The organism is Agromyces chromiiresistens (assembly GCF_029167465.1).
Taxonomy (GTDB): Bacteria; Actinomycetota; Actinomycetes; order Actinomycetales; family Microbacteriaceae; genus Agromyces; species Agromyces chromiiresistens.
Map to the genome: position 1 here is coordinate 12,015 of NZ_JARFNL010000006.1, position 24,375 is coordinate 36,389.

Annotated in this window: 16 protein-coding genes and 1 tRNA gene; 15 read left to right on the top strand and 2 right to left on the bottom strand. The window is 70.3% G+C overall.

Features of this window, described 5'->3' with window-relative positions; genetic code table 11:
• Positions 1 to 70 precede the first annotated feature (70 nt).
• Positions 71 to 2,377: a transglycosylase domain-containing protein gene (locus tag PX701_RS15345; RefSeq protein WP_275506821.1), complete on the top strand. Its 2,307-nt coding sequence runs from the start codon at positions 71 to 73 to the stop codon at positions 2,375 to 2,377.
• A gap of 3 nt (positions 2,378 to 2,380) precedes the next feature.
• Here the strand turns inward: PX701_RS15345 and PX701_RS15350 are convergent, their stop codons facing one another.
• Complete coding sequence (locus tag PX701_RS15350; RefSeq protein WP_275506822.1) at positions 2,381 to 3,019, bottom strand: MBL fold metallo-hydrolase; 639 nt, start codon at positions 3,017 to 3,019, stop codon at positions 2,381 to 2,383.
• 217 nt (positions 3,020 to 3,236) lie between these two features.
• Here PX701_RS15350 and PX701_RS15355 point away from each other — a divergent pair.
• Positions 3,237 to 3,312: transfer RNA gene (locus PX701_RS15355), tRNA-Glu, on the top strand.
• 141 nt (positions 3,313 to 3,453) lie between these two features.
• Here PX701_RS15355 and PX701_RS15360 read toward each other — a convergent pair.
• Positions 3,454 to 4,164, bottom strand: coding sequence for a TIGR00645 family protein (locus PX701_RS15360; RefSeq protein WP_231430699.1), 711 nt, complete (start codon positions 4,162 to 4,164; stop codon positions 3,454 to 3,456).
• A 210-nt stretch (positions 4,165 to 4,374) separates the two neighbouring features.
• Between PX701_RS15360 and PX701_RS15365 the strand changes: the two genes are divergently transcribed.
• The 13 genes from PX701_RS15365 to murA all read left to right on the top strand — a co-directional run bounded on the left by PX701_RS15365 (position 4,375) and on the right by murA (position 24,372).
• Positions 4,375 to 5,412, top strand: coding sequence for a TerC family protein (locus PX701_RS15365; protein ID WP_231430700.1), 1,038 nt, complete (start codon positions 4,375 to 4,377; stop codon positions 5,410 to 5,412).
• A gap of 135 nt (positions 5,413 to 5,547) precedes the next feature.
• Positions 5,548 to 6,423: a PP2C family protein-serine/threonine phosphatase gene (locus PX701_RS15370; protein ID WP_231430701.1), complete on the top strand. Its 876-nt coding sequence runs from the start codon at positions 5,548 to 5,550 to the stop codon at positions 6,421 to 6,423.
• Entirely contained in the window at positions 6,416 to 7,639 is a 1,224-nt protein-coding gene (locus tag PX701_RS15375) for an FHA domain-containing protein (RefSeq protein WP_275506823.1), read from the top strand. The genes PX701_RS15370 and PX701_RS15375 overlap by 8 nt, the downstream gene beginning before the upstream one ends.
• On the top strand, positions 7,639 to 9,300 hold the full coding sequence (locus PX701_RS15380; RefSeq protein ID WP_275506824.1) for a serine/threonine-protein kinase: 1,662 nt from the start codon (positions 7,639 to 7,641) through the stop codon (positions 9,298 to 9,300). The genes PX701_RS15375 and PX701_RS15380 overlap by 1 nt, the downstream gene beginning before the upstream one ends.
• Positions 9,297 to 10,016, top strand: coding sequence for an FHA domain-containing protein (locus tag PX701_RS15385; protein WP_231430704.1), 720 nt, complete (start codon positions 9,297 to 9,299; stop codon positions 10,014 to 10,016). The genes PX701_RS15380 and PX701_RS15385 overlap by 4 nt, the downstream gene beginning before the upstream one ends.
• Positions 10,017 to 10,184: 168 nt before the next feature.
• Positions 10,185 to 15,539 carry an Ig-like domain-containing protein gene (locus tag PX701_RS15390; protein WP_275506825.1) on the top strand — a complete coding sequence of 1,785 codons (5,355 nt, stop codon included), beginning with the start codon at positions 10,185 to 10,187 and terminating at the stop codon, positions 15,537 to 15,539.
• 46 nt (positions 15,540 to 15,585) lie between these two features.
• Entirely contained in the window at positions 15,586 to 16,554 is a 969-nt protein-coding gene (locus PX701_RS15395; RefSeq protein ID WP_231430706.1) for an AAA family ATPase, read from the top strand.
• On the top strand, positions 16,551 to 17,861 hold the full coding sequence (locus PX701_RS15400) for a DUF58 domain-containing protein (protein ID WP_231430707.1): 1,311 nt from the start codon (positions 16,551 to 16,553) through the stop codon (positions 17,859 to 17,861). The genes PX701_RS15395 and PX701_RS15400 overlap by 4 nt, the downstream gene beginning before the upstream one ends.
• Positions 17,858 to 20,164, top strand: coding sequence for a transglutaminase TgpA family protein (locus PX701_RS15405; protein ID WP_275506826.1), 2,307 nt, complete (start codon positions 17,858 to 17,860; stop codon positions 20,162 to 20,164). The genes PX701_RS15400 and PX701_RS15405 overlap by 4 nt, the downstream gene beginning before the upstream one ends.
• 9 nt (positions 20,165 to 20,173) lie before the next feature.
• Entirely contained in the window at positions 20,174 to 20,737 is a 564-nt protein-coding gene (locus tag PX701_RS15410) for an FHA domain-containing protein (protein WP_275506827.1), read from the top strand.
• Positions 20,738 to 20,936: 199 nt separating this feature from the next.
• The gene (gene leuC, locus PX701_RS15415) at positions 20,937 to 22,385 is read left to right on the top strand and encodes a 3-isopropylmalate dehydratase large subunit (protein WP_275506828.1); all 1,449 of its coding nucleotides are present in this window, start codon (positions 20,937 to 20,939) and stop codon (positions 22,383 to 22,385) included.
• The gene (leuD, locus tag PX701_RS15420) at positions 22,385 to 23,005 is read left to right on the top strand and encodes a 3-isopropylmalate dehydratase small subunit (protein ID WP_275506829.1); all 621 of its coding nucleotides are present in this window, start codon (positions 22,385 to 22,387) and stop codon (positions 23,003 to 23,005) included. Before leuC ends, leuD begins: the two co-directional genes overlap by 1 nt.
• Positions 23,002 to 24,372, top strand: a complete 1,371-nt coding sequence (gene murA / locus PX701_RS15425) for a UDP-N-acetylglucosamine 1-carboxyvinyltransferase (protein ID WP_231430712.1) — start codon at positions 23,002 to 23,004, stop codon at positions 24,370 to 24,372. Before leuD ends, murA begins: the two co-directional genes overlap by 4 nt.
• The last annotated feature ends 3 nt before the right edge of the window (positions 24,373 to 24,375 follow it).

Consider the following 24,375-nt stretch of genomic DNA (forward strand, 5'->3'; position numbering starts at 1 on the left):
ATGGAATGACAGCGCGGATCGATTCCGCTCGCATCCGCCGCGTACTGCTTGTGGCTGGGGGTGCGTCGGGGTGAAGTCGTCGGAACCGCGCAACAAGCGCAATCGAGACTTCGCCGAGACGCGCACGCCGCTGGGGGTGCTCGGCGGGTTCGTCGGGCTCATCGCCGCGAGTGCCGCCGTCGCCGCACTCGTCGTGGCGGCGGCGACGCCGGCGATCGCCATGGTCGGCATGGCCGCGAGCGGCACGATCGGCATGTTCGACAGCCTGCCCGGGTATCTCAAGATCGACGAGCTCAGCGAGAAGAGCAACATCTACGTGATCGGCGCGACCGGCGCACCGAGCCTGATGGCGTCGTTCTACGACCAGAACCGCGTCGAAGTGGGCTGGAGCGCCATCGATCAGGATGTGAAGGACGCCACCGTGGCGAGCGAGGATCCGCGCTTCTACGACCACGGCGGCATCGACCTGCAGGGCACGCTGCGCGCGGCGGTCACGACGGCGAGCGGCCGCGAGACGCAGGGCGGGTCGTCGATCGCCCAGCAGTACGTCAAGAACGTGCGGGTGCAGCAGTGCGAGCTCGAGACGGACGAGGCCGCGCGAGACGACTGCTACGACGCGGTCACCGAGACCACGATCGACCGCAAGGTGAAGGAGATGCGGCTCGCGATCGGAGTCGAGAAGCGCTACAGCAAGGACGAGATCCTGCTCGGGTACCTCAACATCGCGGGGTTCGGCGGCACCGTGTACGGCATCGAGGCCGCGGCCAACTACTACTTCGGCACGAAGGCGTCGGACCTCACTCTTCCGCAGGCTGCGTCGCTCGTCGCGATCGTGAACAATCCGGAGAAGTTCCGGCTGGACGAGCCCGACAGCGAGGCCAACGGGGCCGCGAACGGCTATGCCGCGAACCACACGCGCCGCGACTACATCCTGAAGCGCATGCTCACCCTCGGGAAGATCACGCGCGACCGCTACGACGAGGCGATCGCGACGCCGGTCGAGCCGAAGATCACGGAACCGAGCACCGGTTGCCAGACCGCCGGGGCGAGTGCCTACTTCTGCGACTACGTGAAGAACATCCTGCAGACCGATCCGAGCTTCGGGGAGGACGCCGAGACGCGCATGCTCAACTTCCGCCGCGGAGGCTACGACGTGTACACGACGCTCGACGTCGACCTGCAGGGCGCGGCCGTCCGGGCGATCGCGGAGAACGTGCCGATGACGTACCCCGGGTGGGACCTCGGCGGGGTCGTCGTGAGCGTGGAGGTCGGCACGGGGCGCGTGCTCGCGATGGCGCAGAACAAGCGGTACAGCCAGGATCCGACCGTGCTCGCCTCGGGCCCCGAGTACACGAGCATCAACTACAACACCGATTTCGACCAGGGTGGCTCGCGCGGGTTCCAGCCCGGATCGACGTACAAGGTCTTCACGCTCGCGCAGTGGCTGAAGGAGGGGCACGGGCTCAGCGAGCGCGTCGACTCGCGCCCGAGATCGAACTGGGGCGTCTTCCACGACAGCTGCCTCGGCGACTACGACGTCTCGGGCGAGAACTGGAACCCGAAGAACGACGCGGGCGAGTCCGGCGGTGCCTACACGGCGCTCGAGTCGACCGTCCAGTCGATCAACACGGGCTTCCTCGGCATGGCGAAGGAACTCGACCTCTGCGGCATCCGGAAGACGGCCGAGGCGTTCGGGATGCACCGGGCCGACGGCGACCCGCTGCTGGAGAGCCCCTCGACCGTGATCGGCACGAACGAGGTCGCGCCGTTGAGCGTCGCCGTGGCCTTCGCCGGCATCGCGAACAACGGGCGCACCTGCAGCCCCATCGCGATCGACCGAATCGTCGGTCGGGACGGCGAGGAGTTGCCGCCGCCCGCGTCGACCTGCACGCAGTCGGTGCCGCCCGAGGTGGCTGCCGGTATGCACTACGGCATGACCCGGGTGATGAACGGCACGGCGTGGGAGTCGGATCAGAACACCGTGCCGCACGTGCCGTTCATCGGCAAGACCGGAACGACCGACGGCGCGAAGGACACCTGGATGGCCGGTGCGAGCACGGAGGTCGCGACGGTCGCGGCGGTCGTGAGCGTGAACGGCGACGCCAACCAGCGCGGCATCTGGTTCGACAGCGGGCGGGCCGCCGAGGCGCGGCACCGCATGTGGCCCGTCGTGATGTCGGTCGCCGCCGCGAAGTACGGGGGAGGGCCCTTCACCGAGGCCGGACCGGGCCCCGTGGTCGAGCCGCCACCCGGTGTCGGCGAGCGGGACGACGAGAGCGCCGGCGACGAGGGCAGCGGCGATCAGGGCAACGGCAACGGCAACGGCAATAACGGGAACGGCAACAACGGCAACGGCAACGGCAATACGGGGGACTGAGCCTCAGAAGTCGAGTGTGTCGCCCGGCTCGAGCGGCAGGAACTCGCCGCCGTGCTGTTCGGTCGCCCATGCCAGGCGGGTGTTCGCGAGAGCCTTGCCGGCGCGCGAGAGCAGCATCTCGTGCGTCGCGAAGGCGCGGCGAGGCGCGACCGCCTCGACGTAGTCCATCGAGTCCGACAGCTTCATCCACGGTGCACCCGCCGGGGCGGCGAGCACATCGACCGCGACCCCCTCGGGCACGGCGAACGAGTCCCCGGCGTAGTAGAGCGCGTCGTTCACGAGGACGCCCACGTTGTCGATGATCGGGATCGACCGGTGGATGAGCGCGTGCTCGCCGCCGAAGAACCGCAAGTGGAAGGGGCCGACCTCGACGGCGTCGCCCGCGGCGACGACCTCGACCGGGTAGTGCTCGGCGTCGGCGGCGACCCCCGCCGGCCCGAAGATCCGCACATCGGGATTCATCTCGATGATGCGGTCGAGCTGGTCGGGGGCCCAGTGGTCGTCGTGCTCGTGCGTGATCACGACGGCGACGGTGCCCGCCGACTCGGTGATGGGCGTCGTGAACTTGCCCGGGTCGATGTACAGCTTGTCGCCCGAGTCCTCGATGAGGAGGGCCGCGTGCTCGAGTTTCGTGAGGCGCATGCCTCGAGCCAACACCCGTGCGGCCGGCGTGCGCAAGCCTGAGCGAGCCGATGCGATGCCGGCCGGGATCCGCGTCGTTCCGGCCGCCGTCGCGGCGTTCGCGTGACCCCGCGCGCCCGCCGGCGCCTCGATTTGGAAACCGCCCGAAACGTGTGTCATACTCTTCGAGTTGCCAGAACGGAGCGAGGTTCCCGAGAGGGAGTCCGATCCACGACACGGCCCCATCGTTTAGCGGCCTAGGACGCCGCCCTCTCACGGCGGTAGCGCGGGTTCAAATCCCGCTGGGGTCACCAACGGCAACACGGCAGAACGCCCTCGCGAAAGCGAGGGCGTTCGTCGTTTCCGGGGCGCGCCGGGCCGGGCGCGGCGCCGACGGCGGATGCCTCGGAGCGGGCCGCTCCGAGGCATCCGTGTCGGGCCGGAGGCCGGACCGCTCACCGCACGGGCTCGAGCCTCGGATCGGGGGATTGCACGCCCTCCGAGGCCGCATCGGGCCCCGGTGCCGCCGGGACCGGAACGACGACGCCGTCGTGGATCTCGCCCGCGGTGACCCTGTGGTACGACATGCGGTCGATGAGCGCGAGCGCGAGCGCCGACAGGATGAACACGCAGTGGATGATCACCTGCCACATGACGCCCTCGCCGGTGTAGTCGTTGCCGGTCGTGTTCTCGGCGTTCGGGCTGCCGAGGTCGCCGACCTCGATGAAGGTCTTGAGCAGGTGGATCGAGGAGATGCCGATGATCGCCATGGCGAGCTTGACCTTGAGCACGTTCGCATTGACGTGCGAGAGCCACTCGGGCTGGTCGGGGTGATCGTCGACCCTGATCCGCGAGACGAACGTCTCATAGCCGCCGATGATGACCATGATCAGCAGGTTCGCGATCATGACCACGTCGATCAGGCCGAGCACGAGCAGCATGATGTCGGCCTCGGTGAACGCGTGCTCCTGGTCGATGAAGACGCCGTCGACGAGGTGCCACAGTTCTTTGAGGAACACCCACACGTAGATCGCCTGGGCGACGATGAGTCCCAGGTAGAGGGGAGCCTGGAGCCAGCGGCTCGCGAAGATCGAATAGCCGATCAACGAGGTGCCGGGGGCGCGGCGGTACGGGCGGGCGGGGGTGGGCGTCGTTCGGGCGCTCAAGCTCTCTCCTCGGTTCGCGGGGTTCGAGTCTACGTGGGCCCGCCGTCCGCTAGACTCGCCTGAGCGAAGGGGAGTATCCCGCGAGGCAACGGCCTCGGCCCATGATCGTCAGTACGAGCGCCGTCGTCGCCGCTCCGGTCCTGGGAGTGGCAGCGCCACGAGGGAGAGACTTTCGGGTTCCGTCGTACCCTGATCCCCGAAAGGCCCAACGTGCTCGAACTCCCCATCTGGTTCGAAGTCGGTTCGCTCGTCGTCCTGACGCTCATCCTCGTCGGTGACCTGCTGCTCGTGCTCAAGCGCCCGCACGTGCCCTCCATGCGGGAGTCGACCCTGTGGGTCGTCTTCTACGTCGTGCTCGCCCTCGTCTTCGCCGGGCTCATGTACCTGTTCGCCGGCGGCGAGTTCGCGGGGCAGTTCCTCGCCGGATGGTTGACCGAGTACAGCCTCTCGATCGACAACCTCTTCGTGTTCGTCATCATCATGGCGAAGTTCGCGGTACCGCGGAAGCTGCAGCAGGAGGTGCTGATGGTGGGCATCATCATCGCGCTCGTGCTGCGCGGCATCTTCATCCTGCTCGGCGCCTCGCTCATCGAGAACTTCAGCTGGATCTTCTACATCTTCGGCGCCTGGCTCGTCTGGACGGCCATCCAACAGGTGCGCGGCGACCACGACGACGACGATTCCGAGACCTTCGTCGTGCGCATGCTTCGCAAGCGCGTGCGCCTCACCGACGACTACGACGGGGTGAAGCTGCGCACCACGATCGACGGCAAGCGCTTCTTCACGCCCATGCTCATCGTGTTCATCGCGATCGGTACGACCGACCTGCTCTTCGCGCTCGACTCGATCCCCGCGATCTTCGGCATCACCCAGTCGGCGTTCATCGTCTTCACCGCGAACGTCTTCGCGCTCATGGGGCTGCGCCAGCTGTACTTCATGCTGGGCGGCCTGCTCGAGCGCCTCGAGTACCTGAAGTACGGCATCGCGTTCATCCTCGCCTTCATCGGCGTGAAGCTCGTGCTCCATGCGATGCACGTGAACGAGCTGCCGTTCCTCAACGGCGGCGAGCCGATCGAGTGGGCGCCCGAGATCTCGACGTGGATGTCGCTCGGCGTCATCGTGCTCGCGATGCTCGTCGCGACCGTCGCGAGCCTCGTGAAGGCGCGGGTCGACGCGAAGCGCCGCGGCCACCGGCTGCTCGACGAGGTGCCGCACTTCACCGAGGACCCCGAGCACACCGGCCGCTGAACCGCGTCGACGGATCGCCCGCGTTCTCCACAGGCGCGGGCGATCGGTCCGCGGACTTGCTACCGTTGACGGGCGACGCCCGGGCGGCGTCGCTCGGGCTGCCGTCCCGACCATCCCGCCCTACCGAGGAGTTCCGTGCCAGGTGATGCCGAGGGCGTCGTCGCCCTGACTCGCGGCTCCGCGCTCGTCGCGCACTCGGCGCGCACCGACATCGGGCTCGTGCGCAGCGTGAACGAAGACGCCGTGTTCGCCGAGGCGCCCGTGTACCTCGTCGCCGACGGCATGGGCGGTCACGCCCGCGGTGACGCGGCGAGCACGGCGGTCGTCGAGACCTTCCGCCGGCACATCGAGCCGGGCACTCCGCCGTCGCCCGAGCAGGTGCTCGATGCGATCCACAGCTCCAACGACGCGGTCCGCGCGCTGAGCGGCGACGGCGACGAGGGCACCGCTGTGGCGGGCACGACGCTCGCGGGGGTCGCGCTGGTCGACGCCGGCGACTCGGGCGGCTTCCACTGGATGGCATTCAACATCGGCGACTCGCGCATCTACTCGTGGGACGGCCGCTCGCTCGAGCAGATGAGCATCGACCACTCGGCCGTGCAAGAACTGGTGGACGCGGGGCTCATCCGCCCTGAAGAGGCCGAGCGGCATCCCGAGCGGAACGTGATCACCCGGGCGCTCGGGGCCGACGACCTCGTCGAGCCCGACGTCTGGCTCGTCCCCGCTGCCGGCCGCCAGGCGTTCCTGATCTGCTCCGACGGCCTCACGAAGGAGCTTCCCGACGATCGCATCGCCGCGATCCTCGCGGGCGACGCCGCCCACCCGGCCGGAATGGCCGGTGAACTCGTCGAGGCGGCGCTCGCCCACGGGGGCCGCGACAACGTGAGCGTCGTCGTCGTCGAGTCCACGATCGGGGGCGAGGTCGACGACGACGGCGACGCGACGCGCGATCGGGTGCACGAGGCGGTCGAAGAGACGAGACCACGAGACGAGGGGGGTCGCGATGCCTGAGTATCGCGCAGACGAGCAGGGCGATGCGGTCGCCGCGGTGCGGAGCGGGGCCGCGCTCATGGTGTCGGGGCCGACGGCCCCGGCGATCGCGACCGAGCTGTGGCCGGCGCTGGCACCCGAATCCTCGACCGAGGTGATCGAGCGGCTCACCGCCGCCGGCCTCGGCCGCACCCCCGACTTCGCCCTGGTCACGTGGGCGGGCGACGGCGACACGCTGGGGTCCGTGCGCATCATCGTGCGCGGCGCATTCGAGGTCGTCGCGGGCGACACGACCGTCTCGGGCGCCACGGTGTCGACCTGGGCCGAGCGGGTCGTCGACGGTGTCGAGCGGGTCGAGATGTCGGCCGCGGGCGCCGGGGCGGATGCCTCGTGGCTGCCCATCCTCGACGGCGTCGTGCCGACCGCGGCGATCGCGGTGCCGAGCGCGTCGGGTGCCGGCGAGTCGCCTGCGAAGCCCGTCGCCGTGACGGCGGCCGTCTCCGGCGGCGAAGACGCCCCGGCATCCGGTCCGCGCGGTCCTCGTACGGCGCCGACCGTGCTCGCGAGCCCGCCGCGCGTCGACGCCGGTCGGGTCGACGACGCACCGGCACCGGTCGCGCCGCCGGCGCCGCCAGCCCCGGCCGTGCCGGTATCGGAGCACACGATGGCGCCGATCGAGGAGACGATCGTGGGCGTCTCCGAGCTGGTGCGCCCGCCCGAGCTCGATCTCGACGAGACGATCGCCCGGCCCGCGGGCGAGATCGCCTCTCCGCCGCCCGGCGACGGCGACCACGACGGCATGACCGTCGCGAGTGCCGACATCCGGCGCCTCCGCGCCGAGCGCGATGCCGCCCGCCCGTCCGACACGCCCGCCGAAGGCGCCGCCCCCGCGCCCGTGCCCGAGGTGCGCCTGCGCATGCCCGACGGCAGCTTCGAGCCGCTCGTGCACGAGATCGTGCTCGGGCGAGCCCCGAGCGTCAGCAAGGTGGCCGGCGGCCGGTTGCCCCGGATCGTCACGATCGGGCAGGGCGACGCCGACATCTCGCGCAGCCACGTCCGGCTCGCGCTCGAGGGCGGCACCGTCGTCGTCACCGACCTGCACTCTCGCAACGGCACCCTCGTCGTCGCGCCCGGGAAGGCCCCGGTGAAGCTTCGCGCCGGCGAGCCCACGCCCGTGCTCATCGGCACCGTCGTCGACCTCGGCGGCGGATGGACCATCCAGGTGGTCGGGGACTGATGCGTCGAGCCCCGTCCAGCCCGCCGGAACTGCCCGGCTACGCGTCGCTCGGCCTGCTCGGCTCGGGCGGGTTCGCCGACGTCTTCCTCTACGAGCAGCGGCTGCCGCGGCGCAAGGTCGCGGTGAAGGTGCTGCTCACCGAGGAGCTCGGCCGAGACACCCGCGCGCAGTTCGTCGCCGAGGCGAACCTCATGGCGCAGCTCTCGGCGCACCCGTTCATCGTCACGATCTTCCATGCCGACGTGTCGGCCGACGGCCGCCCGTACTTCGTCATGGAGTACTGCTCCGGCCCGAGTCTCGCCGAGCGCTACAAGCGGGAGCCCTTCTCCGTGGAGGACGCGCTGCGCACCGGCGTGCGACTGGCGGGGGCGATCGCGACCGCCCACGCCGCAGGCATCCTGCACCGCGACATCAAGCCGGCGAACGTGCTCACGAACGACTACGGCTGGCCCGCGCTCACCGACTTCGGCATCTCGTCGAACCTCGAGGGCGAGCTGCCCGTGCACACGGTCACCGTCGCCGAACTCGGCGCGACGGGATCCGGCTCGGGCCAGTCGGCCGTCGGCCTGAGCGTGCCGTGGTCGCCGCCCGAGATGTTCGAGGACGACCCGAAGCCCGACACCCGAAGCGACGTCTTCTCGCTCGCCGCGACCGTCCACACGCTGCTTGCGGGCCGCACGCCGTTCGAGATCCCCGGCCGGCCGAACGGGTCGCTCGACCTCATGGGCCGCATCGAGCGGGGCGCGATCACGCCGATCGGGCGCGCCGACGTGCCCGCGAGCCTCGTCGCCGTCCTCGCCAAAGGCATGGCGGCGCATCGCGCCGACCGCTATCCGAGCGCTGTGGAGTTCGCGCGCGCCCTGCAGCGCGTCGAACTCGAGCTCGGTTACGCGGCCACGACGATCGAGGTCCCGAACCTCGGCGCCGAGCGGGAGCCGGCTCCCGACGACGGGGCCGACGCGACCCGCGCGCGCACGGTGCAGACGGTCGAGGCGCAGGCGCCCCGAGCCCCCGGCGCGTCGATCGGAGCGCCGCCGGTCGCCGCAGCCGCGTCGGCCCCAGCGCCGATCGACGACGACCGGACCCGTGCACGAACGCCGCAGCAGGTCGACGCGCAACCGCACCGCACCGCACCGGTCGTCGACGACGCCACGGTGATGCGCGAAGCCTCGGCCGCGGCAGTCGACGAGACGATCGTCCGTCCGCGCAGGAACGTGCCGGAGGCGCCCGGTGCTGCGCCGACCGAGACCCGCGCACCGCGGCGCAGCCGCGTCGGTGCGATCGTCGCGGCCTGCGCGGGTGTCGTGATCGTCGCCGTCGTGGGCATCGCGATCGCCATGTCGGGCACGTTCGTGAATGCCGGGCCCGAGCCGACGAGCGATGCGAACGGCGAGGACGCGCTGCTCGAGGTCGCCGTTCCAGCGCCGGAGGTCGAGTTCACCGGGGCGGAGGGGTCCTCCGCCGTGTTCGAGGTCTCGCATCCCCGCGCCGAGGAGGGCGACCGCTATCGGTGGGAGCGCGCCGACGGTTCAGGCAGGACGGAGGTCACCGACGAGTCGACGATCATGGTCGAGAACACTGCTGGGGGAGTCGTCTGCATCGACGTCGAGGTGCAGCGCGGCAGCAAGACATCGGAGCCGGTGAGGGGATGCTCGGAATGAGGCCGTTGCGCGTCGAATACTGCGGGGAGTGGTACACGGTCGAGGCTGGAGGCGATCCGTTCACGATCGGACGGGACTCCGACCTCACGATCGACGAGAACCCCTACCTGCACCGAACCTTCCTCACGCTCTCGAGCGAGTACGGGCTGTGGTGGCTGTCGAACGTGGGCCAGCTTCTCGCGGCGACCGTCTCCGACGCCACCGGCAGCGTGCAGGCCTGGGTGGCGCCCGGCGCCAAGCTGCCGCTCGTCTTCCAGACCGTGCACGTCATGTTCAGTGCGGGAGCGACGACCTACGACTTCACCGTCCATGCCGAAGAGGACTTCTACAACACGTCCCTCACCGCGACGCCGGTCGACGGCGGCACGACGGTGATGCCGGTGACGCTGACGACGAGCCAGCGGTTGCTGGTCGTCGCGCTCGCCGAGCACGTGCTCGCGCAGCCGGCGGCCGGTCGCGCCGCGGTCCCGACTTCGGCGGAGGCCGCGGCCCGCCTCGGCTGGAGTATGACGACCTTCAACCGCAAGCTCGACAACGTCTGCGAGAAGCTCGATCGCATCGGCGTCGACGGCCTCCGCGGCGGTCGCGGCAAGCTCGCCACCAATCGACGGGCCCGGCTCGTCGAGTACGCGGTGGCGACCCGGCTCGTGAGTGCCGACGACCTGCCGCTCCTCGATCGCCCGGCCCCCGACGCCGACGACGCTGCGCGGGCGTGACGCCCGCCGCTGTGCCGACGACGCGGCACGATCGCACCGCGACGATCAGCGACTGTTGCGCATGGGGACGACTCCCCATGTGACCGCGTCGGATCCCCGTGTTACCGTGTACCCCGTTGTGGGGGCCGATCGGCCCGATCCGATTCGTGGTGCATCAGGGGAGAAGTGGTGGGATCCTTCACGTCCTGGGTGCGCACGCGCAAGGCGACGGCGACGACGCTCGCACTCACGCTCATCGCGGGGGTACCGCTGACCTTCGCGGTGCTTTACCAGGGTTTCCCCGTGACCGACCCCGACCTCGACGCGCGAGACGTCTGGGTCCTCAACGAGCACGATCTGCTCGCCGGCCGCCTCAACCGGCCGATCGGCGAGCTCGACGCGGCCGTCAACACGGCAACGAACGAGTTCGACGTCCTGCAGAACGGCGACGACGCGTTCCTCTACGACCGCAGCATCGGCTCGATCGAGCGCATCGATCCCTCGTTCACCACGCTCACCGAACGCATCGACGTGCCCCCGGGCTCGCAGGTCGCCTACGGCGGCGAGGTCATCGCGGTGCTCTCGCCGAAGGGCGAGCTGTGGACGGTGCAGGCCGGGTCCGCGCTCTCCTTCGACGCCGCCGGCACCGACCCGCTCCTGAAGCTCGGCGAGGGGGCCAGGGTCGCCGTCTCGAGCGAAGGCACCGTCTTCGCGACCCGACCGGGCAAGAAGGCGCTGTACACGATCGCCGTGGGCGCCGACCCGCAGAAGCGCAGCACGCCGAAGCTCGGCGAGCACCAGCTCGCCGCCGTGGGCGAGCGCGCCGTCATCCTCGACGAAGACCAGAACCGCCTGATCTCGGGCGACGTCGCCGTCGACCTGCCCGAGCAGGGCCTGCGACTGCAGCAGTCCGGCGCCGAGCACGACGTCGCCCTCGTCGCGAGCGCGGGTGCACTGCTCGAGGCACCGCTCGCCGGGGGAGAGGTCCGCGTCATCCCGAGCGGTGGCGAAGTCGAAGCCGAGAAGGCGTCGCAGGTCGCGGCACCGGTCTGGCTCAACGGCTGCGCGCACGGCGCCTGGGCGAATTCGGCGAGCTACCTCGCCGCCTGCGACGGCGAGGACCCCCGGTCGCAGGAGATCGAGCAGAAGACGGCGGGCGGGCGGCTCGAGTTCCGCGTCAACCGCAACGTCATCGTGCTCAACAACCTCTCGAACGGCAACGCCTGGCTGGTCGACTCCGACCTCCGACTCGTCGACAACTGGGAGGAGGTCACCCCGCCCGAGGAGTCGGACGACGAGGAGGGCGAGGAGAAGAGCTCCCGCCAGAACTTCGAGGACACGCTCGCGGAACGGGGGCCCGTCAACCGTCCTCCGGTCGCGCGCGACGACGAGTTCGGCGTACGGCCAGAACGCACGACGATCCTCGAGGTGCTCGAGAACGACACCGACCCCGACGGCGACGTGCTCACCGTGGCCGAACTGCCGGCCGTGAGCGGTGCGCAGGGCCGACTTGAACTCATCGACGGCGGGCGAGCGCTCCAGTTCACCCCCGATGACGGTGCGGCGGGCACCGCCTCGTTCCGGTACTCCGTCGACGACGGACGCGGGGGCGTCGCCGAGGCATCCGTGAACGTGCGCATCACGCCCGAGAGCGAGAACGAGGCGCCCGTGTCGATGCGCACCGCGGCGACGAGCGTCGAGCAGAACCGGCAGATCTCGTACAACGTGCTGGCCGACTGGAACGACCCCGACGGCGACGACGTGTACCTCGTGAACGCGTCGCCGACGAGCGGCGACTCCGTGCGGTTCAGCCCCGACGGCCAGGTCACCTTCGGGCACCGCTCGGGCGAGCTCGGCACGAAGGAGGTGCAGTACGTCGTCTCCGACGGGCAGACCGAGTCCGCCGGCACCCTCGAGGTCGAAGTGAAGCCCACCGGCACCCTCAACCCGGTCGGCACGCCCGACTTCGCGCAGGTCTTCGTCGGCGAGGCGGTCGCGATCGAGCCGCTCGCGAACGACCTGACGCCCTCGGGCGCCCCGCTGTCGCTCGCCGGCGTCGAGGAGGTGCCCGACGGTGCGACGGTCACCCCGAACCTCGAACGCGGCACCATCACGTTCTCGGCCGACGAGCCGGGCGAGTACGTCTTCCTCTACGACCTCGCCGCCGACACCGCCGTGAGCGTCGGCCTCATCCGCGTGCAGGTCGCCGAGACGCCCGACGACGAGCCGAAGCCCATCGCCGTGAAGGACACGGCCTACCTCCGGCCGGGCGAGCCGACCACAGTGCCGCTCCTCGCGAACGACGTCTCGCCGTCGGGCCGGGTGCTCGCCGTGCAGTCCGTCGACGACTCGGCGACCGACGACCTCGTCTCCGTCGAGATCCTGACGAACACGGTCGCACGCGTCACGGCCTCCGAGGCGATCGACCGCCAGCTCGAGTTCGAGTACACGATCTCCGACGGCGTGAACACCGCGACCGCGAGCGTCGCCGTCGTGCCCGTGCCGCCGCTCGTCAAGCACCAACCGCCCGTCGCGGCCGACGACAGCGTGAACGTGCGCGCGGGCGACATCGTCACCGTCCCCGTGCTGCGCAACGACTACCACCCCGACGCCGCGGCGATCCACGTGCTGCCCGAGCTGTCGAAGGTCGACGCCGAGGGCGGCCTCGCGTTCGTCAACGGCGACGAGGTGCGGTTCCAGGCTCCGAAGACGCCGGGCGTCTACAGCGCGGTCTACACGGTCGGAGACGACTTCGAGCAGACCGCGCGCGCGACGGTGCACTTCACGGTGGTCGGTCCCGACCCCGCGAACAACCGTGCGCCGCTTCCGACGCCGCTCACCTCGCGCACCTTCGAGGGTTCGGCGGTCAAGATCGACGTCCCGCTCGACGGCATCGACCCCGACGGCGATTCGGTGACGCTGACGGGCATCGCCTCGGCGCCGTCGCTCGGGCGCATCCTCGAGCGCACGAGCACGTCGATCACCTACGAGGCGTTGACCGGATCCGCGGGCACCGACACCTTCCAGTACGAGGTCGAAGACACGCAGGGCGCGAAATCGAAGGGCACCGTGCGCATCGGCGTCATCCCGCGGCCGGCGGTGCAGCTGCCGCCGAAGGCGGTCGACGACACGATCGAGATGAAGCCCGGCCGCACCGTCGGCGTCGAGGTGCTGCTCAACGACTCCGACCCGTCCGGCTACCAGCTGCGCGTCGCGGGGCTCCCCGACGTCGACGAGGGCATCGAGGCCGAGGTCCGCGACCGGCGGCGCGTCGTCGTGACGGCCCCCGAGACCGAGGGCGCCTACACCGTGCGGTACGAGATCTCGAACGGTCACGGCGGCGCCGATGCCGCCTTCCTGCAGATCGCGGTCTCGAAGGACGCCGTGATCCCGCCGCCCACCGCCGAGGACCAGGTCATCGAACCCGAAGAGGTCGTCGACGTCGACAAGGTCAACGTTCGCCCGCTCAACGATGCGACGAACCCCGGAGGACTCGTCGAGGACCTCAAGGTGAGCGTCGAGGGCCCCAACGCCGATCGCGCCGAGGTGCTCTCCGACGGCAGCATCGACGTGAAGCCGGGCCGCGATCGGTTCGCGGTCGCCTATCGACTGACCAACGAGCTCGACGAACTCGATGCGATGGCGTTCGTCATCGTGCCGCCGATCCCCGGCGGAGACGAGGAGCCCGTCGTCGAGGAGACCCAGCGGCCGAAGACCCCCGAAGAGCTCGCCGCCGAAGAGAAGGCGAAGTTCCCCGCACCGCACCTCGCCGACATGGAGCCGGTCGTCGTGCCGATGAACGGCAGCATCACCTGGGACGTCGACGACATCGTCGTGGTGCCCTCCGGCCAGCCGCCGCTCATCCTCACGGCGTCGGCGACGAACGCGGGCGAGGCGCCCATGGTCGACGGCCAGACGCTGCAGTACGTGCCCGAGCAGGATTACCGGGGCTCTGCCGCCGTGACGTTCCAGGTGACCGACGGCAAGAGCGCGACCGACCCCATCGGCCGCGTCGCGATCCTCACCATTCCCATCACGGTCGGCGATCCGAACTTCAACGACACCCCGCCGACGTTCACGCCGCGCACCGAGACGATCGAGGCCGGTGAGGCGCCGCTCGACGTCGACCTGCGCTCGTCGACCTACCAGCCGAATCCCGACAACATCGAGCGCGTCGAGTACACGAACCTGTCCGGGACGACGGACGAGATCCAGGCGTCGATCGACGGCGGAACGCTGAAGGTCTCGTCGGAGCTCGGCGTGCAGCCGGGCACCTCGACCCGCCTGACCTTCGACCTCAAGTTCGAGTCGTTCACGGTTCCGGGCTATGTCGACGTGAAGGTCGTCTCCTCGACGCGCGCGAAGCCCATCGCCAAGGACGACGGTCCGATCGAGATGGTGCGCAGCGACTCGAAGCTCGTCGACGTCCTCGAGAACGACTTCAACCCGTTCAACGCGGAGGGCGAGAAGCTGCGCGTCGTCGCAGCCGAGATCGACTCGGCGAGCGTGGGCTCGAACGCGTCGGTGAGCCACACCGAGTCCGACATCACGGTGCGCACCGGTGCATCGTTCACGGGCGAGCTCAGCGTCATCTACCGCATCGGCGACGCCACGATGGACCCGGCGCGCGAGGTGCAGGGACGCGTCACCGTGATCGTCAGGGATCGGCCCGACCCGCCGACGCTCACCGCCGCGACGAGCGGAGACGGCAACATCCAGGTGACATGGCGCGCCAACGCCACGAACAACTCGCCGATCACGGGCTACATCGTGAGCTACGACGGCGGCTCGAGGGAGTTCGGCGAAGCCGCAGCCGGCACGCCGCAGACGATCGACGGCCTCCGCAACGGTGCGGCGTACACGTTCACCGTGCGCGCGGTCAACGCGAAGGGCACGTCCGACGCGTCGAACAGCATGACCCAGACGCCGTACGGCACGCCGACCCAGCCTACGAACCTGCGCACGGGCGGCATCGGCTACGCGCCCGCCGACGTCACGGTCGCGTGGGATCCGCCCGCCGACACGGGTGGCGGAGGCGTGCAGTACTCGTGGCGCATCGACGGCGGCGGCTGGTCGGATTGGTCGACCGCGCAATCCCACACGTTCGGCAACCTCGGCGCCGGCAGCCACACGGTCGACGTCAAGGCGAGGAACAACGGCAGCGGCAAGGAGGGCCCCGCGAACTCCATCAGGTTCAGCGTCGAGAACCGTCCGCCGCCCCAGGCTTCGGGCTCGATCGGCAAGGGCGGGAGCCGCGCCTGCGACAGCGGCGGCAGCGGTTGCGCCAACGTGCGCATCAGCTGGAGCAACATGGACCCGGGCCGCTACCAGGTGTACGTGACCGTCAACGGCTCGTGGGGCAACTACAAGGGGACCTACGACGTCGGCGCGGACGGCCGACTCGAGCTGCAGAACCACCTCGGCCGGCGTGCCGCGGGCGAGACGATCGCGGTGCGCTTCGAGAACGTCAGCGGCGGCACCTCGAAGACCCTCGGCGCGATCAGCGGCAGCCAGTGGAACAGCATCCCGTACAACACGTGGTGACGCGTGTGACCCGACGGCAACGAAGCAAGAGAGAGACGAAACCCGCATGTCAGTGACCCAAGAACAGGCCCTGTGGTTCCAGGACGCGTTCTCGAAGCTCGTCGACAACGTCGACCGCGCCATCCTCGGCAAGCGCGAGGTCATCGAGCTCGTCGTGACGGCACTGCTCTCCGACGGGCACGTCCTGCTCGAGGACTTCCCCGGCACGGGCAAGACGGTGCTCGCGAAGGCCCTCGCGAACACCCTCGACGGCACGAACTCGCGCATCCAGTTCACGCCCGACCTGCTGCCGTCGGACGTCACCGGCGTCACGATCTACGACCAGGGCAAGGGGCAGTTCGAGTTCCATCGTGGCCCCATCTTCGCCTCGATCGTGCTGGCCGACGAGATCAACCGGGCGAGCCCGAAGACGCAGTCGTCCCTCCTTGAGGTGATGGAGGAGGGCCGGGTCACGGTCGACGGCGTCTCGTACGAGGTGGGGTCGCCCTTCATGGTGATCGCGACGCAGAACCCGGTCGAGCAGGCCGGCACGTACTCGCTGCCCGAGGCGCAGCTCGACCGGTTCCTGATCAAGACCTCGCTCGGGTACCCCGACCACGACACCGCCGTGACGTTGCTGCTCGACTCGGCGAACCGTGCGCGGGCGTCGAAGGTGTCGCCGATCATCGCCCCCGAGTCGATCACCACGATGTCCGCGCTCGCGAGCGACGTGTACGTCGACGCGGCCGTGCTGTCGTACCTGAACGAGCTCGTCGCGGCGACCCGGGACGACCGGGATTCGGCCTTGGGCGTGAGCATGCGCGGCGCACTGGCCCTCGCACGGGCGGTGAAGACGCGAGCGATCTCGCGTGGCCGCACGTTCGCCACGCCCGATGACGTGCGCGACCTGGCCGTGCCGGTGCTGGCCCATCGCATCATCGTGGATCCCGAGTCGGAGTTCGCGGGCGTGACCGCGACGGACATCGTGAACAGGGTCCTGGTCGAGGTCGCTCCGCCGGCGTACCGGGCGGCATGAGCGTACCGGCCGGCACGCGGGAGGCCCAGGCGCAGGCGCCCTCGCAGACACGCATCGCACTCAGGACGGTCTCGCGTTCGCTCGGGACGTCGCTGACGGCGGCTCGGCGCGCCGTCGTGCGCGCGGCGCGCGCGGTGGCCGCCTTCTGCGAGCCGGTCACGGGCGTGATCTCGACGACGGGATGGCTCGTGCTCGCCGCCGCCGTCGTCTCGCTCGTGCTCGCGTGGGCCTTCGGCTGGATCGAGTTCGCGTTCCTCGGGTTCACCCTGCTCGCGGCGGTGCTCGTCTCGATCGCGTTCGTGTTCGGTCGTATGCACTTCGACGTCGGCATCGAGCTGCAGCCCGCCCGAGTCGTCGCCGGTGAACGCGCACTCGGACGGCTCGCCGTCCGCAACGCGGGCGGCGCGCCGTCGGCGCCCGCGCGCATCGAGCTCCCGGTCGGCGCCGGGCTCGCCGAGTTCGTCGTGCCGCAGCTGGCACCGGGCGAGGAGCACGAAGAGCTCTTCGCCGTGCCGACGAACCGCCGCGCCGTGATCGTCGCCGGCCCTGCGGTCTCCGTCCGCGGCGACCAGCTCGGCATGCTGCGCCGGACGGTGCGCTGGACCGACCCGGTCGAACTCTTCGTGCACCCGGTGACCGCGCGCCTGCTGCCGTCGGCCGCGGGCCTCGTCCGCGACCTCGAGGGCGAGATCACGAAGGTCATCACGAACAACGACATCTCGTTCCACGCCCTGCGCGCCTACGAGCCGGGCGACCCGCTGCGCAACGTGCACTGGCGCACGTCGGCCCGCACCGGACAGCTCATGGTCCGCCAGTACGAGGAGACGCGTCGTTCGCAGCTCGCGCTCCTGCAGTCGACCGAGCGGGCGCACTACGCATCCGAGGACGAGTTCGAGCTCGGGGTGTCGGTGCTCGCCTCGATCGGCGTGCAGGTCATCCGCGACAAGACGCGGCTCTCGGTCGCGACCGAACGGGTCTCCCTGCGCACGGCGACGCCGACGACCTTGCTGGATGACTCGTGCCGCATCGATCCGGTCGACCGCGCCTACCCGACGATGCGTGACTTCGTGCGCGAGGCGACGAAGCGCCTGCCGGCCCCGAGCGTCGTGATCGCGGTCGGCGGTTCGCAGCTCCCGCTCGCCGAGTTCCGCGCCGTCGAGACGGTGTTCGGCAACGACACCCAGACGGTCGCCGTGCGCATCGACCTCGGCGCGCCGAGCTCGCTCACGAAGATCGCGGGCATGACCGTCGCAACCATCGGCGAGCTCGCCGACCTTCCTCGGCTGATGCGGAGGGTGCGCCCATGAGACGCCTGCCCCGCAACGTCGTCAGCGACCTGCTCGTCCTGAGCCTCCTGTCACTGCTCGGCATCGTCGGCTACGAGACGAGCTTCGGCGACCTCAACTTCCTCGTCGCGGCGATCGCCGGGCTCGTCGTCGGCACCCTCGCGGCCGTCGCCGGCGCGGTCTGGCGGCTCGGCGTGCTCACGACCGTGCTCGTCGCCGTCGCCGCCTACTTCATCCTCGGCACGCCGTTCACGATGCCCGAGACCGGACTCTTCGCCGTGCTGCCCTCGCTCACGTCGCTCGCCGGGCTCGCCTACGGGGCCGTCTTCGGCTGGGCCGACATCGTCACGATCGGCACACCGGTCGAGGCGCCGTACTACATCGCGGCGCTGCCCTACTTCGCCGCCTGGCTCGTCTCGCTCGTCGGCACGATGCTCGCGACCCGATGGCTGCCCAAGCGTCGAACCGCACTGCGTGCGAGCGTGCTCGTCATCGGCCCAGCCCTCCTCTACCTCTCCGGCATCCTGCTCGGCACCGACGAGCCGTACTTCGCGGGTGTCCGCGGCGTCGCCTTCGCGGTCATCGCCCTGGTCTGGATCGCGTGGCACCGCGGGACGACCGTCGAGGCGACGGGAGAGGGGGCGAAGCGCCTGCGCCGGCAGAAGATCACCGGCACGAGCGCGGTCGTCGCCGGAGCCGTCGCCATCGGCGCGATTGCGGGCGTCGCGTTCGCACCGGTGAGTCCCGAGCGCTTCGTGCTGCGCGACGAGGTCGTGCCGCCCTTCGACCCGCTCGAGTTCCCGAGCCCGCTGTCGGGATTCCGCAAGTACACGAAGGACCTCGCCGAGGAGACGCTGTTCACGGTGCGCGGCCTCCAACCGGGCGACACCCTGCGGCTGGCCACGATGGACTCCTACACCGGCCGCCTCTGGAACGTCGCCGGTCCCGAGGACGCCGGGTCCGACGCGGGGTACGGCATCGTGGGCGAGTCGCTGCCCGAGCCCGGACTCGCCGACCTCGGCTCGAAGCGCGACGTCGAGATCGAGGTCGGCGCCTACTCCGACGTCTGGCTCCCGACCGTCGGTTACGGCAGCAGCCTGCACTTGCAGGATGCCGCCAGCGCCGCCCGCGCGAGCGACCTGCGCTACAACCCCGACGCGGGCACCGCCGTGCTCACGAGCGGCATCGGCGAGGGCACCCGGTACGAGCTCACGGCGAACGTGCAGCGCGAGCCCGACACCGACGACATGCTCGACGTGCCCGTCGCCGACCTCACCCTGCCGATCGTCGAGAACTCGCCCGACGTGGCCGAGGCCAAGGCGAGCGAGCTCGCCGGCGACGCCGCGAGCCCGATCGAGCAGCTGCGCGCGATCGAGAAGGCGCTCAAGACGAACGGATTCCTGAGCCACGGCCTCGCCTCCGACGAGGTGGCGTCGCGCGCGGGGCACGGCGCCGATCGCATCACCGAGCTCTTCACGCGATCGCAGATGGTCGGCGACGCCGAGCAGTACGCCGCCGCGATGGCGCTCATGGCCCGCGATCTGGGCTATCCGGCGCGCGTCGTGATGGGGTTCGCACCCGACGTCGCGGAAGGACAGGACGAGGTGGAGGTCGTCGGCGACGACGTCACCGCGTGGGTCGAGGTCGCGTTCGACGGCATCGGCTGGGTGAGCTTCCACCCCACGCCCGACCAGGTCGACGTGCCGAAGGAGGAGACCCCGAAGCCGAAGTCGGAGCCGCAGCCGCAGGTGCGCCAGCCGCCGCGCGCCGAGCAGACCGAGGACGAGCTGCTCGCCACCGTCGAGATCGACGACACGGACGACGACGACAAGGATCGGCCATTCCAGATTCCGGGATGGGTGTGGATCGCACTCGGGTCGATCGCGATCCCCGCGGCGCTCGTCTTCCTGCCGATGCTCGCCGCGGCGCTGATCAAGGCGGCACGGCGCCGGCGGCGTCGCTCCGGCCCCAACGACCGGCAGGCCGCGGCCGCCTGGGACGAGCTCGTCGACCGCTACGCAGAGCTCGGCTTCGAGCCGCCGACGCGAGCGACGCGCCTGCAGTCCGCGAGGGCCCTCGAGCAGCAGGTCGTCGAGCAGGGGCTCGGCGATGCGATGCAGGGCGCGGATGCCGCGGCCGAAGGCGTGCCGTTGTCGACGCTCGCCTCCACGATCGACCGGGACGTCTTCGACGGCCGCCCCGTGTCCGACGAGGTCGTCGCCCGTCGCTGGACCGAGGCCGAGGCGGCGACGGCCGCGGTGACCGCGGCCGTCGGCAGAGCCCGGCGATTCATCAGTCGCTATCGGATCCGTCGTCGTCGGTAGGCTGGGACGGTGGGTGAATCGGACTTCATCGTTCCCCCGCCGGGGATCGTGCCCTCGGCGCCGCAGCCGCATGCGCCCGATCGCACGGTTCGGGCCGTCCCGAGGACGCTGCCGACCTTCGCCCCGGGCGGGCCGGTCATCGGCGCGCCCGGAACACCGCTTCCGGCGCCGCCGCAGCATCCCGCACCAGTGGTGGCGGCGGAGCCGGCAGCTCCGCCTCCGCGGCCCGGTGCTCCCGCACGGCGTCTCGTCGCGGCATCCGGGTTCGAAGCCGTCATCGACCAACCGGTCGTGCTCGGCCGCGACCCGGCGCCGTCCGCGGTGCCCGGCGCTCGCACCGTCGCGGTCGACGATCCCGCCCGTACCGTCTCGAAGACGCATGCGTACGTCGAGCCCGTCGAGGCGGGCGTGCGCGTCACCGATCTCCGGTCGACGAACGGGGTGCGAGTCGAGGTGCCGGGCGCACCGGTGCGCGAGCTGCCACCGGGCGAGGCGACGGTGGTGCCCCTCGGGTCGGCGCTGTACCTCGGCGAGTTCGGGCTGCGGGTCGACGGCGCCGGGACGCACCGCTGATCGCGGATCCCTCGGCGTGACGCCCGATGACCGCCACATGTCCGCTCGCGGCCGAAGCGCCGGCGGCGAGGTGTTAGCCTGATGGGCATGCGCGCGCCACGACTTCTCCTTCGTCGCCGCGACGGGGCTTCGATCTGAGGCCGTCCCCGTCGCGGAGTCCGTCGTCGGCCGAAACCGATCCTCGAAGGAAGACGAACGAATGAACGCTGCGCACGACGCTGTCGCACGTCCCCGCACCCTGGCCGAGAAGGTCTGGACCGACCACTTGGTCAAGCAGGGCGAAGACGGCACCCCCGACCTCATCTACATCGACCTGCACCTCGTGCACGAGGTCACGAGCCCCCAGGCGTTCGACGGCCTGCGGATGGCCGGGCGCCCGGTGCGGCGGCCCGACCTCACGATCGCGACCGAAGACCACAACACGCCGACGCTCCAGATCGACCGGCCCATCGCCGACCCGACGAGCCGCACGCAGATCGAGACCCTCCGCAGGAACGCGAAGGAGTTCGGCATCCGCCTGCACTCCCTCGGTGACAAGGAGCAGGGCATCGTCCACGTCGTGGGGCCCCAGCTCGGCCTCACGATGCCCGGCATCACGGTCGTCTGCGGCGACTCGCACACGTCGACCCACGGCGCCTTCGGCGCGATGGCGTTCGGCATCGGCACGAGCGAGGTCGAGCACGTGCTCGCCACGCAGACGCTGCCGCTGAAGCCGTTCAAGACCATGGCGATCAACGTCGACGGCGCCCTGCGGCCGGGCGTGACCGCGAAGGACATCATCCTCGCCGTCATCGCGAAGATCGGCACGGGCGGCGGCCAGGGCTACGTGCTCGAGTACCGCGGCTCGGCGATCCGCGAGCTGTCGATGGACGGTCGCATGACGATCTGCAACATGTCGATCGAGGCCGGCGCGCGCGCCGGCATGGTTGCCCCCGACGAGACCACCTTCGCGTACCTGAAGGGTCGCGCGCACGCGCCCGAGGGGGCCGACTGGGATGCGGCCGTGGAGTACTGGAAGACGCTGCCGACCGACGAGGGCGCCGAGTTCGACGCCGAGGTGTTCATCGACGCCGACGCGCTCGAGCCGTTCGTCACCTGGGGCACGAACCCGGGCCAGGGCGTGTCGCTCTCCGAGTCGGTGCCCGATCCCGCCGCCATCGCGGACCAGCACGAGCGGGCGGCCGCCGAGCGCGCGCTCGAGTACATGGACCTCGAGCCGGGCACGCCGCTCAAGGACATCAAGGTCGATGCGGTGTTCATGGGCTCGTGCACGAACAGCCGCATCGAAGACCTGCGCGCGTTCGCGTCGGTCATCGAGGGCAAGCAGAAGGCCGACGGCGTGCGGGTGATGGTCGTGCCCGGCTCGGCACGCGTGCGCCTCGAGGCCGAGGCCGAGGGGCTCGACAAGGTGTTCGAGGCGTTCGGCGCCGAATGGCGCTTCGCCGGCTGCTCGATGTGCCTCGGCATGAACCCCGACCAGCTCGCCCCGGGCGAACGTTGCGCCTCGACCTCGAACCGCAACTTCGAGGGCCGGCAGGGCAAGGGCGGCCGAACGCACCTCGTCTCGCCGCTCGTCGCGGCCGCGACCGCCATCAGGGGCACGCTCTCGAGCCCCTGGGATCTGCAGACCGAAGGGGAGGCCCGCTGATGCAGAAGCTCACGACCGTCACCGGCGTCGCCGTGCCGCTGCGCCGCTCGAACGTCGACACCGACCAGATCATCCCCGCGGTCTTCCTCAAGCGGGTCACGAAGACCGGCTTCGACGACGCGCTGTTCCACGCCTGGCGCCAGGACTCCGAGTTCATCCTCAACCGGCCCGAGTACGCGGGCGCGAAGGTGCTCATCGCCGGCCCCGACTTCGGCACCGGATCGAGCCGAGAGCACGCCGTCTGGGCGTTGCGCGACTACGGTTTCGACGTCGTGATCAGCTCGCGGTTCGGTGACATCTTCCGCGGCAACTCGGGCAAGCAGGGCCTGCTCGCCGCCCAGGTCGCCTACGAGGACATCGAGCGCCTGTGGGCGGTCGTCGAAGCCGACCCGGGAATAGCGGTGACCGTCGATCTCGTTGCACGAACGGTGAGCGCGGGCGCGCTCACCGTGCCGTTCGACATCGACGACTACACTCGGTGGAGGCTTCTGGAGGGCCTGGACGACATCGGCCTCACCCTCCGGGACGAAGCGGCCATCGCCGAGTTCGAGACACATCGAGCGGCATGGCGGCCCAAGACGCTCCCCATCAGGGAGCCGGCGGAATCAGGGAGTCTGTGAACACACTCGGGCAGGATGCCAAGAACCATGGAACGGCAGTCGGGTTGAACGTCGACAAGATCACGATCAACGGAGGCAAGCCGCTCCGCGGCAGGATCGAGTTGAAGGGCGCCAAGAACCTCGTCACGAAGGCGATGGTGGCGGCGATCCTCGGCGACACCCCGAGCGTGTTGAAGAACGTGCCGAACATCAGCGACGTGCGCATCGTGCGGGGGCTGCTCGAGGTGCACGGCGTGAGCGTCACGCACGGCATCGAGGAGGGCGAGCTCATCCTCGACCCGTCGGGCGTCGCCACCGCGCACATGGCCGACATCGATGCCCACGCGGGCTCGAGCCGGATCCCGATCCTGTTCTGCGGACCGCTCCTGCATCGCCTCGGCGAGGCGTTCATCCCCGATCTCGGCGGCTGCCGCATCGGCGACCGGCCGATCGACTACCACCTCGAGGTGCTGCGCAACTTCGGTGCCATCGTCGAGAAGCTGCCGAGCGGCATCCGCATGTCGGCACCCGGCGGCCTCCACGGAGCCAAGGTGTCGCTGCCGTACCCGAGCGTCGGCGCGACCGAGCAGGTCCTGCTCACCGCCGTCCTCGCCGACGGCATCACCGAACTCTCGGGTGCCGCGATCGAGCCCGAGATCATGGATCTCATCAACATCCTGCAGAAGATGGGCGCGATCATCACGGTCGACACCGACCGCGTCATCCGCATCGAGGGCGTCGACAAGCTCGACGGCTACACGCACCGCGCGCTCTTCGACCGCAACGAGGCTGCGAGCTGGGCGGCCGCGGCACTCGCGACCGACGGGGACATCTTCGTGGGCGGTGCCCGACAGGCCGAGATGCTCACGTTCCTCAACGTCTTCCGCAAGGTCGGCGGCGCCTTCGAGATCGAGGAGGAGGGCATCCGCTTCTATCACCCCGGTGGCGAGCTGAAGCCCGTGATCATCGAGACCGACGTGCACCCCGGCTTCATGACCGACTGGCAGCAGCCGCTCGTCGTCGCCCTCGCGAAGGCCAAGGGCGTCTCGATCGTGCACGAGACGGTCTACGAGCAGCGTTTCGGCTTCGTCGACGCCCTCGTCGAGATGGGCGCGTCGATCGAGGTGCACAAGGAGTGCCTCGGCGGTCGGCCCTGCCGCTTCGGCCAGCGCAACTTCAAGCACTCCGCGGTCATCTCCGGCCCTGCGACCCTCACCGGCGCCGACATCGAGGTGCCCGACCTGCGCGGCGGTTTCAGCCACCTGATCGCGGCACTCACGGCCGAAGGGCGTTCGACGGTCTCGAACGTCGGCATCATCGCCCGCGGGTACGAGGACTTCATCACGAAGCTCGAGCTGCTCGGGGCGGATTTCGAACTCGAAGGATAATAG

What these genes read in the sequence shown, in the direction of transcription:
- PX701_RS15380 (WP_275506824.1), top strand. Translation starts at nt 7,639, where the DNA reads ATGCGTCGAGCCCCGTCCAGCCCGCCGGAACTGCCCGGCTACGCGTCG.
- PX701_RS15395 (WP_231430706.1), top strand. Translation starts at nt 15,586, where the DNA reads ATGTCAGTGACCCAAGAACAGGCCCTGTGGTTCCAGGACGCGTTCTCG.
- PX701_RS15405 (WP_275506826.1), top strand. Translation starts at nt 17,858, where the DNA reads ATGAGACGCCTGCCCCGCAACGTCGTCAGCGACCTGCTCGTCCTGAGC.
- PX701_RS15400 (WP_231430707.1), top strand. Translation starts at nt 16,551, where the DNA reads ATGAGCGTACCGGCCGGCACGCGGGAGGCCCAGGCGCAGGCGCCCTCG.
- leuD (WP_275506829.1), top strand. Translation starts at nt 22,385, where the DNA reads ATGCAGAAGCTCACGACCGTCACCGGCGTCGCCGTGCCGCTGCGCCGC.
- leuC (WP_275506828.1), top strand. Translation starts at nt 20,937, where the DNA reads ATGAACGCTGCGCACGACGCTGTCGCACGTCCCCGCACCCTGGCCGAG.
- PX701_RS15375 (WP_275506823.1), top strand. Translation starts at nt 6,416, where the DNA reads ATGCCTGAGTATCGCGCAGACGAGCAGGGCGATGCGGTCGCCGCGGTG.
- PX701_RS15350 (WP_275506822.1), bottom strand. Translation starts at nt 3,019, where the DNA reads ATGCGCCTCACGAAACTCGAGCACGCGGCCCTCCTCATCGAGGACTCG.
- PX701_RS15385 (WP_231430704.1), top strand. Translation starts at nt 9,297, where the DNA reads ATGAGGCCGTTGCGCGTCGAATACTGCGGGGAGTGGTACACGGTCGAG.